The 14240-nt window shown below is 49.1% G+C and carries 9 protein-coding genes; all 9 read right to left on the bottom strand.

Annotated elements, in window-relative coordinates:
* Positions 1-267 precede the first annotated feature (267 nt).
* The 9 genes from KIH86_RS25140 to KIH86_RS25100 all read right to left on the bottom strand — a co-directional run bounded on the left by KIH86_RS25140 (position 268) and on the right by KIH86_RS25100 (position 14199).
* Positions 268-537 carry an alpha/beta-type small acid-soluble spore protein gene (locus KIH86_RS25140; RefSeq protein ID WP_223081246.1) on the bottom strand — a complete coding sequence of 90 codons (270 nt, stop codon included), beginning with the start codon at positions 535-537 and terminating at the stop codon, positions 268-270.
* Positions 538-701: 164 nt separating this feature from the next.
* Positions 702-1235 (bottom strand): hypothetical protein, encoded by a 534-nt coding sequence (locus tag KIH86_RS25135; protein WP_223081247.1) that lies wholly within the window; start codon positions 1233-1235, stop codon positions 702-704.
* A 75-nt stretch (positions 1236-1310) separates the two neighbouring features.
* Positions 1311-4058: a beta strand repeat-containing protein gene (locus tag KIH86_RS25130; RefSeq protein ID WP_223081248.1), complete on the bottom strand. Its 2748-nt coding sequence runs from the start codon at positions 4056-4058 to the stop codon at positions 1311-1313.
* A gap of 601 nt (positions 4059-4659) precedes the next feature.
* On the bottom strand, positions 4660-5001 hold the full coding sequence (locus KIH86_RS25125) for a hypothetical protein (RefSeq protein WP_223081249.1): 342 nt from the start codon (positions 4999-5001) through the stop codon (positions 4660-4662).
* A 170-nt stretch (positions 5002-5171) separates the two neighbouring features.
* A complete protein-coding gene (locus tag KIH86_RS25120; RefSeq protein ID WP_223081250.1) occupies positions 5172-8804 on the bottom strand; it encodes an S-layer homology domain-containing protein in 3633 nt (1210 codons plus the stop codon).
* Positions 8805-8997: 193 nt separating this feature from the next.
* Positions 8998-10125 (bottom strand): glycosyltransferase family 4 protein, encoded by a 1128-nt coding sequence (locus tag KIH86_RS25115; protein WP_223081251.1) that lies wholly within the window; start codon positions 10123-10125, stop codon positions 8998-9000.
* A gap of 121 nt (positions 10126-10246) precedes the next feature.
* Positions 10247-10939: a WecB/TagA/CpsF family glycosyltransferase gene (locus KIH86_RS25110; RefSeq protein ID WP_223081594.1), complete on the bottom strand. Its 693-nt coding sequence runs from the start codon at positions 10937-10939 to the stop codon at positions 10247-10249.
* 63 nt (positions 10940-11002) lie between these two features.
* Positions 11003-12154 (bottom strand): polysaccharide pyruvyl transferase CsaB, encoded by a 1152-nt coding sequence (gene csaB, locus KIH86_RS25105; protein WP_223081597.1) that lies wholly within the window; start codon positions 12152-12154, stop codon positions 11003-11005.
* Positions 12130-14199: a DUF5693 family protein gene (locus tag KIH86_RS25100; RefSeq protein WP_223081252.1), complete on the bottom strand. Its 2070-nt coding sequence runs from the start codon at positions 14197-14199 to the stop codon at positions 12130-12132. The genes csaB and KIH86_RS25100 overlap by 25 nt, the downstream gene beginning before the upstream one ends.
* Between the last annotated feature and the right edge of the window lie 41 nt (positions 14200-14240).

The raw sequence follows: 14240 nt of genomic DNA, 5'->3' as shown, positions 1-14240 counted from the left end.
AATAAAGTCTGTCGCATCTTTTGCTGATAAGTGTTTTCGGGAAATATAAGGCCAAGTTTAGCTTGAAGGTATGAATTCTTATATTTCAAAAAATCAACCTTTTCCTTATAGAAAAGGTCGGTTTTCCTCAAAAGTCATCTTATCGTATTTGACTTTGGCTGTCAATCTAAGGGAAACCGATTCCGAACAAGAAGAAACGGCTGAACCGTCTTCTTAAGAAGATAGCCCGCCGTTCCAATTGCGAATAATTCTTGTTTGCCGGGATTCTTATTTGAAAAGGACCTGTTCGGCCTGCGCCACAAGCCGCTTTGTGATTTCTCCCCCAACGGAGCCATTTTCCCGGGAAGTCAGTTGACCCAAATAAGGGGTTTGCATGATACCAGAAGCCCCCGTCATCCCGAGTTCGGACGCGAACTCCGTGTCGGCCCCCGCTGTCGAAACAGGCTCGTATAAGCCAAATTCAGAGGCAATTTCAAATTGCATGCGCTTCAGCATTTCCTTGCTTTCTGGTACTACCTTTCGATTTCCACGTGCCATGTCGCATACCTCCTGCAAAAATGATAATTACAGAAGTATTGTGCTCACGCCTGATTGAATTGACTCGCTGAAAAAACTGTACGTTTTGGATGGCTAAGCCTTGGAAATAATGAGGAACTGTACTGCATCTTGTATAAACCCCGATGAAAAAGACAAAGCTAATATTACTTCAACGTGTACCCACCGCGGACCATCACCACCAGACCCAGTGTTTGTCCAGATTGTACGGTAATGCCGCGTCCGTCTCTTGGAAAAGATAATAAATGGTTCTGCGGGGCAACTTGTCCATTGGTTAAATCCAGACCATCCGTCAAGTCAGCAACCCCATTGGCATCCTGTGACACGATAACCGCTTTACCTGCCCGTACAATAAATTCGGTGCCTGCCGAAGCAATCAAGGTCTGACCGGGTTTGACATCAACAATCGAGCTATCCATGCTCGAAGTTGAGGCTGGAGCAGTGGGTGAAGCCGTTGCCGTAGGGGTTTGTGTAGCTGCGGGAGTTGAAACAACTGCGCCCCCCTGAAGCGCTTTTTGGATCTGCTGATCAACATAACTTTTCGTGACTACGGGATCATCAGCAGTACCCGGCTGGTTTCCTACATCAGCACCTTGAGCTGTATTGCTAAGAAGGGAACCTCCCCAAATAGCGGTCACAAGAAGACCGGCGGCGATCGATACTTTCACATAAGGCTTCATGAAGCTCCTCCTTGAAGAGTGGATATAAAAAAAGAATAGCCTCCGAAGAGGCTATTCTTGCTTCGGTAAGGAAGCTTACTTGGCATCAACCGAAGTGCCAGTTGTGATGCTGTTACCAGCGCCATCAACGATTGTTGCAGTATCAACAACCTTAACGTTCAGGGTGTTGATGTTGTTAGCGTTCAGGTCCAGAAGAGTACCGTCAGCCTTAGCGAATGTTACATAGTACTTGCCAGCGTCGTTACCAGCGCCTGCAGTAACATTCTTAACTGTGTACAGAGATCCGGTAGCCGTAGTGGCAACACCGTTGATCGTGAACGAGAAGTCAGCTGCATCTACATTCTTAACTGTTTCGGAGAATCCGAGAACCAGTACAGTAGAATCACCAGTGGATACAGCAGCCGAAGTCAGCGTAGGAGCAACGCGGTCAGTCAGCGTGATGGACTGTACTTTAGCCAGTACACCGTTGCCAGCCGTATCTGCAATACCTACAGCTGCGAAGTCATAAGCCTTAGTTTCGCTGATAGCGGATTTAGGGATAATGACCTTCACTGTTGCAGCAGTTGGAGCAGTGCTGGTGCCAGTGGAGCTAGTCAGGTAGATATAGGATCCGCTCGGCAGTGCTTTTGCACCCAGAGTATAGCTGTTCAGATCCTTAAGAGTTGCAACGTTCAGACCAGTTTCGTCAGTTGCAGTTACAGTTACAACTACGTCGTCAGCGGAAGTGCTGTCTGTGTAAGTGATTCCTGTTACTACCGGTCTTGTGTAGTCAGTAGTCGAGGAAGTTGCTACAGATACAGTCACAGCTGTTGCAGACAGCTTGTTAGCAGACAGGGAGATGTCTGTTACCAGAGCTGCTGGCAGACGCAGAGTGTAGTTGCCGCTCAGGCCAGTAACGTTCGGATAAGTAACGGTAGCACCGTCTACAACCGCACCAGTATAATTAGTGGATACGATTTGACCAGTAGATTCGCTGATCAGCGTAGGAGCGCCAGTCAAGCTCGTTACATCTTCAGAGAACGTTACAACCAGACCCTTGCCACTAGTGTATACTGCGCTAGCAACAGTCGGAGCAGTTGTATCCTTAGTGATTGTGATCGGTTGAGTCAGAGCTGTTCCCAGAGTATTGCCCAGCGTATCCTTAACGGAAGCGCCGAATACGATCGATCCAGTGAACGTTCCGGAAGAAGGAAGCGAGAAGCCTGCAGGAACTTGCAGTCTGATCGTATCCTTGTTGGAAGTCGTTACAACGCTGAATGTTCCCTTGCTGTCGCCGTATGCATCCAGCAGACGAACGTTAGCAACGAAGGACTCGTAGTTTACTTTCTTGTTGAACTTAACGTCAACATATTTGTCACTAACCGGAGTGATGCTTGCGATCGTCGGAGCAGCTGTATCGGAAGCTACCGTTACAGTCGTCTTGATCGGGTTCGGGTTAGCTACGTTACCGGCGAAGTCGGTTACGTTCAACAGGGATACATCATAAGTGGATCCGCTGTTCAGTGTTCCCGTCGTCAGTGTGAAAGTATCATAAGTATCAGATGCTACCGTTGCAGCAGAAGCTACGCCGTTAACATAAGCGATGATACCAGCCGATTTAACCGGCTCGCTGAACTGTACAGTTACAGAAGTAGTTGTTGTCTTAGCTACGGCAGAAACGCTAGCTACAGTAGGAGCCGTAGTATCAGCAACTGTGATCAGGCTAGTGAATGCAGGGAACTTAGTTCCTGTAGTCGTCTTAACTGCGTCAGTTACAACAACAGTGTATTGACCCTTCAGGTATTCCAGACCAGGCAGAGTGATCGTTGCTTCATTACCGCCTGCGTTCAGGGTAACATAAGCGCCATCAACGGTTACAGCAGGTGCTCCGTTGAGGTAAACTGCTTGAATTACGCCAGCCTTAACCTTGTCGCTGGAGATCAGCGAAGAAGCATCGATCGCACGGTTGAATTTAACAACCAGTTGCTTGGCGTTCGGAGTCGTAACGGAGACAACCTTAGGAGCTGCCAGAGTTACTTTAACATTGTTGTAAGTGAAGCCTTCGAACGTAAAGGCAGGAATCGTCGTTTCTACACCCTCAACCAGAGCAGTTGTCAGCGTAACAGTTGTCGATTTGCCGTTAGCGAAAGTCACAGCAACTTCAGTCGGGCTATTAGCTTCAGCGGCAGTTACAGCCGGTTGAGCTGTAGCAGTGCTGATCGCGTATGCAGTTTCAACAACCAGGGAACGAGTTGCATTGCCCTTGAAGTTCGAGCTTGCAGAGATGTAACCAGCATTGATTACAGCCTGTGCATAACCCTTAGCCCAAGCGGATGCATTGTTGTCAGTAGTTGCAGGAGTTTCCAGTTTCAGAGCGCGAACCAGAACGGTTGCCACTTCTTCAACTGTTACTTTACCGTTGTAGTCGAAGATACCTTTAACAGTATCTTTACCCTGCATCAGGTTAGCTGCAGTAACGGCTTCGATGTAAGGAACAGCCCAGTTCTTGGCGTTGTATCCTTTATCTTTGTAGGACAGCTTGTTAGTTACTTCAGTCAGGTTGAACAGCTTGGTAACGATCTTAGCGAACTCAGCGCGAGTCAGATCCTTCTCAAGATGAGCCTGGCCGTCCGGATATCCGTTCAGGATGCCCTTTGCTTTCAGAGCGTCGAATTTATCTTGCGGTGTTGCTGCTGTTTCACCGAATGCTACAGAGGCAAACATCGAGAATGCCATTGCTGTAGACAGTGCTACGGACAAAATTTTCTTCATAACCTTTTTTTCTCCTCCTTGAACATTCATGAACTGTGGTTCTTGTTTAGTTGGGTAGCTCATGTCACTCATTAGCCGATGCACCCCCTTTCCCGAGTTGAGCAAATTAAGTATAAATAATGTCTGTGACGGGTATCACAGAAACTGGTAAATACATTCAAGGCATGACAATACTAGATTCCTAATTCTACCTTAGTATTATACAATGTGCCTTAAGTCACGTAAAGCTAATTTTTCCAACCGATAAATGCGGTTTATTAGTTCAGCGTGCTTTGTTGTTACCCTACATCTTAGACGCTTCAGTTTCTCAAAAGTTGCGCCTCTTTGAAATTTTTTTTGGGGAAGTGATCCATGGGCGCCTGCGTCCATTTTCGGTAATATAATCAAAACATGGCTAGCCCCGGAAACGAGTATAGCACGTTTCCCTTGATTACGTTACATGCAATATTTGTTAAGTTAATAAACAATATTTAGCATGGTCAAACGACGAAAATCTCTATTAAAATCACCTCTGTCAGAATAACGGGACTTTCTGAATTTTGGCTGAACGCAATTGAACTGAAGAACTGGACTAATCGGGCCAATAAAAAAAGCTCTGATCCGCAGTATATAAACGGAAAAGAGCTGTTGTTAGTATATATGAATTCTGTCCAGCATCACTGAAGACAGCTAATTATCGAATTTTCATGGAGAGCTGAATAAGCTCCTGTCGCTTCTCAGGACTTGAATTCACATTAGTATAGAGAGCATCGATCGCCGCCTTGTTCTCTTTATATGTCTTCTCGTGTTTGATTGTGGTGTGGGACCAGTCGATCAACGCGTTCTCGGCCAGTATAAGTTCGTTATAGGAATCATGAAATCCGGTAGCTTGAACAAGCTCCTCCATAACCTCCTGGGTAATCTCCTGAAGCGCTCGTTTAGCGGCAATCTCTTTCTCCATCACTTTTGCTGTATTCTCAAACTTATTCTTGGCTTTCATATAATCGATCTGAGCTTTGGATAAAATCGGTTTCATCTTGCGTTCTCCTTCTAGCTTTGAGTGTATTCTAACGCCTACTTATGCCATTGTAACGTAAAGCGATGCAGATTTCAAAGAAATGTAATTGGAAACATACAAGGAAGCCTCACTCCAGGTCAGGAGCGAGGCTTCCATTGCAGCTTGCATCCAAGCTTTATAGCCACGAATTACAGCTTCTTCATTTTCACCATCATTCGGTACGCAATTCCCGCTCCGTCGGCCCGCGTGAATTTCGCCTGTGGATCAAAGCGGTAGGTTGCTTTTTTCTGGCCTGCAACAAGCTTGTTGGCGATTCCCGGCATAACTCCGGCTTTGTATACCGCCAAAATGGACGGTACCGAATATTGGGATACAATGGAGCCGCTATCCGTAAACTGTTTTTGCAGCGTGGCCAGATCCTTGTCAACGGTACCCAGCTTCAGGTTCATCGCTCTGGCGATCATAACCGCAGCATCCTCCCGGGTAAGAGCATTATTCGGTGAGAATACGCGAGGAGCGGTTCCTTTGATCAGTCCTTTTCGAACGGCTGTTTCGATGTAACGGTAATCCCAAAGAACATTGCTGCTGATCGGAACATCCGCGAACGTCATTTTTGTCTGATCGGCTTCGTAGTCCAGTTGGATGCCCATAATCTTCACCAGCATTGTGGCAAATTCGCCGCGTGTCATGTTGTCGTATACGCCAAACTCATTATTGTCTTTAGGATTCATAATCCCTTTTGCCAGCACTGTTTCCAGTTCATTTTTCAGTGTAGGGTGAGCGACAATATCATCGTAGCTGTACCGCAGGCCCATAACGGTGTAGTAACCAAACCCATCAAATTTGGCGGTGATGGTCTTACTGCCCGTGTTGACGGTGCCGCCCATGTTGTACCAGGTTCCGTCTACATTTTTCCACACTGACAGATTGGAAGCTGCGGCGTTGGCTATCGCCGAATCATATTTCAAGGTAATGGTTCCCTGCTGAGTAGGCTCCATCCATCTTCCTTTATGCCCGGAATAAAATTCGTTTCCTGCCTTATAGGGATGGGAAGACACGACCGTGGTGTAATCGTTCAATGAAGCGCTCGGTACAAAATAACCGGGATCAATCCAGTACAGATTAGATGCGTACCCATAGTGTACTTTAGGTGTCAGGTATGTGGTTGCCAACGAGTTGGCGTCAACAGCTGTGATCTGTCCATCTTGGTAAACGAGAGTTGCACCACTAACATCAGTTTCACCCACGCGATTATACTGCTTGACCGTACGACCGTCCTGCTTGTCGGCAATACCGAGCAAAATATACTGATCATTGAACAGGTTGATTTGGCGAGTGTTGCTGCTTCCCGGTGTAGGCGAAGCATCCCGCAGCATAGTGCCTTTCGGGAAGTTAATGACAACCGAATTCTGGAAAGCGCTCAGTTTGCCAGAAGAATTCAGCGTCGTCTTAAGCTGAGCTCCCTGCAGTACTTCATCCGAATAGGTGATGCTGAATGTTCCATTTGTCTTCTGTGTGCCGTTGGTGATTGTAAATTTGATTGTATTAACGCCTTTCTTCAAGCCCTTAAGCTCGGTCCGAAAAATATCCTCTTTGCCCTTCACCAGTGCAGTCTTGCCGATAACTACACTATCAGCGCCCTCTGCCTGAATGCTTACATCCACAAAGTTCTGCTTAATTACGCTCTCGTTCGGAAGCTTAGGCGACAGTAGTTTGTATGGCGGAACCTCACGTGTAATCTGTAGAGCTTGCGAGACTGTCGAAGTTGAGAGCCGCGCCGAAATAACGAAGGTCCGGAGTCCTGTAGTCGGCAAAGCCTGCGACTTCAGCGTGAACACACCGTCCCGAGCTGAAGGGGTCAATAACGTACCTGGTGTTGTCGTAGTCCATGACACGCTCCAGACCGTACCAGTCCAGGCTGCTTTCAGGATCTGTGATCCATCAACACTAACAACAACCTCGTCGGAGTTGCCTGTCGTGAACTGGATATCTGTGTTCTTTTGATTCGTCGTGTATTGAAGCTTGCCCGTCTCGACAAACAATTGATCAGGATCACTCGTCTGATCAACGGGGAGAGGGGTGACATTTACCAATTTAGGCAAATTGCTCGAGAATAAATATACGTTGACGCTGGAGGTTACGGGGACCCCATTAGCTGTCCCTGTAATCGTAATTTTATTTGCTCCCTCAACCAGGGAATAGAGAGCATTGCTGGCCGTGGAAAAATTAAATGTATTCTTCGTAGTTGCATCAATCGCCGGGGTCAGGCTGGTTGTAGAACCATTAATCGAAATTTTCAACGAATTAATGTCTGACGCCAAGAAATTAATAAGGTTACCCTGGACCGAAGCGAAATCACTTGCGCTGGTAAATACCTGGTTATTGTACAGATTGCTGATCTCAATATATGGCGCCGATACATAGTTGATCGGAATGTAGCGGCTGTCTGTATTGGCTCCGCTGCCCACCGTGATATGAAGCGTCTGTTTACCGGTTGGCAGGCTGGTGATCTTGAATACCCGATAACCGCCATCATTACTCGTATATGACGTTGAAGCAAGCACTGGGCTGGCTGTTGAACTACCGTCAGGAACTGTACTCAACAATACGGTACTCAAAGTATCCGGGGTAGCATCGCTTGTTTTAACAAGCAGCCACAGTGGAAGCTGGAACAGGCTGGTATTATCACTGAAAGTTCCTGCAGAGGTATAAGATACGCTCGTACCAGATACAGTGGGGCTATACACTTGTTGGACATCTGTAATATATGGCGTCGAACTGTTCCGGAATTTAAAATCAACGGAAGAGATGCTCTTGCTGTCATAGCTTCCATTAAAGTAGATAGTGTAATTGCCATTGTCAGTCAAATTCAAATTTGTCGTGCCCGTATAACCAAATTTAATAAAATTACCAGTGGTAGTCGGAGCACTCACTGTCGCCGCCTCATTCGAAACAACTACGACACCGGTATCTGTGTTCTTAATCGTGAAAGTAAGTGCGGTCAGGTTGGAAACCGCCGTTTCAGGCACCGGGAAGATAATGGAGCCGTTAAGCACGCCCGAAGCCGAAGAGATGACTGTTCCCGTATCGACGGCTGTTGTGCCAATCTTGGTGTTGAACGGAGTCCCGCTTCCTGCAGCAGCATAAATGACCTCGCGGGTTACGGAGTATGTCCGGGTTCCGCCATCTGTTGTCGCCACGAATGTCAGCTTATTATATCCGGGGTTCAACTTGTAATCGGCGATGACAAAGGTCGCACTGCCGCCGCCATACATCTTCGAGGAGTTGAGCATAACCTCAGTGGCGTTCGGCGCTTCCAGCATCACTGTCAATCCTTGTGTATTTACCAATGTGGGCGCACTTTCGTTAAGCAAAGTACCATCCGGCAGAGCAATGTTATAAATCGCAGGCACGTTGGAGAAATTGACATAGGCCTCGCTGCTGACCATGCTTCCATCGGAAGTTGTACCATAGACCGTGATCCGGTTAAGTCCCTGCGTCAGCTGAACGTTGGTAAATGTAAAATATTTCTCGTTCGTAATTGTTGGCTTGACATCCGTGCCATTCGCACCGGCTACCGCGGTACCATTAATTAAACCATCCACTTTATAGTAGATACTGTCGGCAGACACGCCATTAAAGGTCCCTTCGACATCAACGGTGCTTGTGTTGACAGATGTCGGTGAGTTCTGGTCTGTACTGAATTTGGTAAACGAAAAGTATTGCCCTGCAGCCTGTACAGCCCCCGATGCCGAGAGAGTCGACAGCAGGATTACAGCTGCCAGAATGAAACTGCCGATCGACTTGAATCTGTTCTTCACTTGTGAAACCTCCTACTGCTTTTTTATTTGATCTAAAATGGATAATTGGGCGTTATATTACTTCCTTTTCTATATATCGGCTGATCCCCCCGCAATAATTAGCAAATTTTTAACAAAACACAAAAAACCCATTCCAAAAGGAATGGGGCTTGTCTACTATAAATTCGGTTTTCAGCAGTTCACAACTCAGAAATCAGGACTTGGAGCCTTTCTCAGGGCTTACTTTCATGAAGACTCTCGAGAGCAAGTTAAGAAGCGGCTTCTTCGTCTGTCCTACCAAACCGATGACTTCTGCGCCGATCTGCAGGAAGAAGAGCATCACGCAAATTACCACAAAGGTTACCCAGTTCGCTTCATACATGGCCGACGAAGATTGAATGACAGCCAGAACACCGAAGAACGCGGCAATCCCGTAAATGATCAATACCGTTTGACGGTGACTGAAGCCCAGCTCACGAAGACAGTGATGCAGATGTCCTTTGTCCGGAGCGAAGATCGGCTTCTTCTGCAGCTTGCGGCGCACAATCGCGAAAAAAGTGTCCGATAGCGGTACGCCGATAATCAACAGCGGAGTGATGAAGGACACTACCGCAATCTGCTTGAATCCAAGCAGAGCGAGCATGCCCAGGCAGAAGCCGAGGAACAGGGAACCGGTATCTCCCATAAAAATCTTGGCCGGATGAAAGTTAAAGAACAGGAAGCCTACAATGCTGCCCAGCAGGAGCAGGCAGATTAGCGCAACCATGACATTGCCCATCAAAAAGGCCATCGTAGCGATTGTTGCAATCGCGATGCCGGATACTCCGGCTGCAAGCCCGTCCAATCCATCGATCAGATTAACGGCGTTCGTTACACCGACAATCCAGAAAATCGTAAGCGGAATGGCGATCCAGCTCTCCAGCGAGGAGTAGGAATTGTGAAAAGGAATATTTACGAAGTCTACGGTAATATGGAAACCGAACACCACGATACATGCTGCGGCGATTTGGCCCAACAGCTTCACCTTGGCCGACAGTTCGAACTTGTCGTCCAGTGCGCCGAGCAGCACGATAAGACCGCCGCCGCTGAGGAGCGCTTTGATGAAGTTCATATCGCGGGTGGAGAATTCATACGTAATAAACGGCGATATGGCAAGAAGTCCTATCACAAACGCCAGAAAAATTCCCAGGCCTCCAAGGCGCGGCATAATCTTCGTGTGCACCTTGCGGGCATTTGGTACGTCCGTGGCGCCAATGGCAAGAGCAAGTCTCTTAACCAGCGGCGTCAAGAATAACGCTAGCCCCATGCAGACGATAAATCCGGCGATGTATATGATTAGCATACGTTTAGTCAACCCCCATTTCTCTACCGCATTGAATTATACTCTCATCCAAAAACAAATTCCAAGTCCGAATTCAGGCGATTTTTGATGGTTCGATGGGGAATTTCCCGATAACACTGAATTAGGTCACGCTATCTTTCTCACGCACCACTTTTACTGCGAATTTCGGCAGCGCAAGCATTCTTTTATACCGGGTAGGTTCTTTCAGAAGCCGATAGAACCATTCCAGGCGCAGCTTCTGGAAGGCAACGGGAGCCCTTTTGGTCTTCCCGGAAATGACGTCGAAGCTTCCGCCTACCCCCATCATAACCGGAATTCCAAGCTGCGATTTATACTTGGCTATCCAGGGTTCCTGCGTATCCGCTCCCCTCGCGACGAACAGCAGATCCGGCTTTGCTTCCAGAATGCTGCCAATGACGCCCTCATCTTCCGATGCGCCGAAGAAGCCGTCCCGGTAACCCGCAATAACGATTCCAGGATATTGCTTCTGTAACCGGTCTGCGGTTTCCCGAATCACCTCGGGAGTAGATCCCAGCAAATACACGCGCCAGCCGTAAGATTGCCCAACTCTCATCAATTCATGCAGCAGATCATATCCGGGAACCCGTTCCTTAACAGGATTCCCGCCTCGCTGGGCCGCCCATACAACTCCGGTTCCGTCCGGAACGACAAGCTCCGCCGAAGACATGATGTCCATATAGGCGGGGCTGTCCAGCGCGGACATCACCATGATCGGGTTGGCCGTTATGACTTGATGGGGTGTTCTGGAACGAATTACTTCTATTAAATAGTTAACGGTTTCCTTCATATCCATTTTCGATACCGGTATTCCAAAAATCGTTACCGTAGGCACTTTACCCGAGACCTTCACTTTCAATCACCCTTTATGCCTGAAATCATCAATAATGTGCCGCGCAGGAGCCTCAGCCTCCTGGACAAGCGAGGCGATCAACGGCTCCCGCTGCCGGCGCCAGGACTCTCCGTCCCGCAGAAGCCGGAGCAGTTGTTCCGAAACCGCGCCGCTATCAAGCGATCCTGTGCGTCCTGCCGGTACGGAATCAATACGGCTGAGAAAATGGTCGATCTTCGGATCATAGGATACCCCTAGCAGCGGTACACGCTGCCCTGCAGCATAGATCAGACTGTGCAGCCGCATGCCGAGCAGGGCCTGACAGGCTTCAACCTCCCGAAGCATCTCGTAAGGATGCTCCGTTCCCTCACATATGCTGACGGCGCTGCCGCTATCTTGAACATTGCCGATCTTGTCCATGCAGTACCGGGAAGCTTCAGCATCGGCGGGAAGATGAAACGGCAGGAACCGTATATGCACCGGAAGCGCAAGACACACTTGGCGGAGTCCTTCGGCAATGGCATCCAGTTCCTTCCGGTCTTGTTCCCAGAACCGCACTGAGACACCGATAACCGGCAGCACCGCCTTCCCAGCGGTTTCCGTGCTGCCAGTTCTGGATGCTTCATCCGTCGTACCGGCTCTTGGGACGGAAAGCCCCATAACCGGGTCTGGTACAACCTCTATTGCTGGCCGCTTTATCCCCATGGACAAGAGTAAATCTCTGGACTGCTCATCCCGCACAGAGATGTACGAACATTTTTGAAAGACCGATTTAATCATGTAGTGAAACAACTTGCGCTGAACGGGACCGACGCCTTGGGCATACACGAATGTCGGCTTCCCCATCCACTGGGCGAGCTTGATCACGCCGAGATAATAAGGAACGGATTTGGGACTTGTGACATCCTGCAGCAGGCTTCCGCCGCCGCTGATCAGCCCATCGCTCTCCGCGATCGCCTTCCGCACCTCGGATAACTTCATCCGGTGGACGGCCCGCACACCGTAGGTGGATGAAGTCCATGCTGGATCAATAGACAGCACAATCGGCTCAACCAGCACTCCAGCAGCTTCGGATTGGCGTCTTAACGCATTCAGGATCGATTGAAGCACCGCTTCATCCCCGCTGTTGCGGAAGCCATAGTATCCGGAAAGGACTATCTTTTTTGGAGAGGCGACCATCGTTTCCAACATCCTTCCACAACCTGCCACACGAGTACCGCGATCACACCCAGAATAACTCCGAGTCCAAGACCGAGCAGTCCGCGGACAAGCGAGATCAGAACAGGCGAATGAATATGGGCAAAGGTATCGATCATCGACAGCTGACCGATAACCGCCACAATCATCAAGTAAGTGGCCCTCCGGTATTTAAGCGCCAGGAAAGCTCCAAGCACCATCATCGGGTGAGCGAGAAGAAATTCCTTGCTTCGCGGACGCACACCGAAGGTATTCTCCATGAAATTTCGGAAAGCCAGTTCATACGAGCTTGCAGTACCGCTGTTGCCGGTCCGGCTCAAGTAATACAGACCAACAATGCCAAGCACGGCGGCCGCAATAACCATTGCGAGCGTAACCGGCGTCCGGAGCAGCTTGCCTGTCTTGTTCAAGGCGAACTCGCCTCGGTAGAGCAGGACATAAATTGCCACAAGCCCGATTGGTGCAATATGAAGAAGACTTACGCCGCGGAACTGGTTGAGCAAAAGGCTGTAGGTGATGTTGTTCAGAAGTGCGATCACAAACGGCACTGCACTGAGCGAAATCACCGCAGTCATCACATAAAGAATCAAGCTCTGCAGCAGACGGCGCTGAGGACTTGCCGCGGAAAAAGCCTCCACAATGCGGTCCTTCCGTCCACCGCCCCCTTGCACCTCGCCCGCCAGCGGCGGACCCGATGCGTTGAGCTTGCGGACCGCCATGACAACGGCCACGGTCGGAGCGCTTATTGCCACTGCGAGAGCAAGCGCCTGCTCGAACAGCACCGGCTTCAACAGAAGCAGACCTGCGCTTCCGAGAAGACCGACGATCCAGGCCGGCAGCGTCAGCCAAGGAATGAAGTAGGAAATCATAAGAGCAACCATCGATACGGCGCCGATAACAGCGACAAGCTTCAAGTAACGCTGATAAGAGGAATCCACCACATCAAAAGCGGTAGCCGTACCCATCTTAAATCCGTTGCTCTTGATCTTATTGATCGCCCCATCAGGACCACTGAGGCTGGTGATCAGGTTGTCGACCGAGTCCTGGACTTCAGCCTTAGCTGTATTTCGGGTCGGAGCTGTGTTGAGATAGAGCATGCGGATATTCCGGTCTTTGGTGGCCAGTGCAAACCGGTCCACAATCGTCTCCGGCTTCAGAGTCGAATCTTTCTCACTTAGCGAGTACAGACGAACGACGTTATAGTTCAGCATATAGGCAAGCTTATTGAAGCCCTTCTGCTGCTGCTTCAGGTTCTCGATGGTCGCCACGCCGATTCCATGATCCTTCAGCAGCTTGGCGAATGCAGAGAGGCTCTGCTTGTCCTCATCATCGTTGAAGCCCTTGACCGAGTCGCCTTCGAACAAAACCCGGGTAACGCCGAGCGACTCAAACCGGTCCATCAGCTTGTTCATTTTTTCTTCATTATATGGCAGGGAATCGACCAGTCTCGGAACGATGCTGAATCCTTTTGCCTTCAACATGTCCAATGTCGCTTCATCCGGTGCCAAAGGCTTCAACAGCGCATCTTCCAGAGGCGTCTTGATAATCATGCCCTGCTGTCCACGGAAATCCCAATCCTCTGTCGTAATTCCCAGCCCATTAAAGGTATCCTGGATCGTAGGCGCGAGCTGATCATAATTCTCCCGGCTTGTGAACAGGACGTACGTATAGTTCTCATTTTGCGGGATGACGCTGTCCGTCAAATTCGCAATGTCCTGCGCACCCCAATACATCACTCTCCGGGCTCTGCGGTAATCGTCCAGTGTACTCTCGTACACAGCCATACTGTTTACGCCCGCATCTTTTAACCGATTCAGCTGCTCGGAGATATAATCCTGCGGATTCGCACGGTAGCTTGCTGCTTCCACCAAATCCCGATAATCAAATACGATCTCAACGGTCTTGGATGACTTCTCCGTCTGCAGGCGATTGCCTGCCACCGGAAGTGCTCCGATCAATCCGATCAGAACCAGGAGCCAGAGCCACTTTCTAGCGCGCACATTCCAACGCTGCCATTTCTGTTGCACCAACATTTCCTCCTCATTCCTTGACGAATCCTCTGTAGAGG

The organism is Paenibacillus sinensis (assembly GCF_019904155.1).
Lineage (GTDB): Bacteria > Bacillota > Bacilli > Paenibacillales > Paenibacillaceae > Paenibacillus_AQ > Paenibacillus_AQ sinensis.
This window is presented reverse-complemented; position numbering and strand designations above follow the sequence as displayed.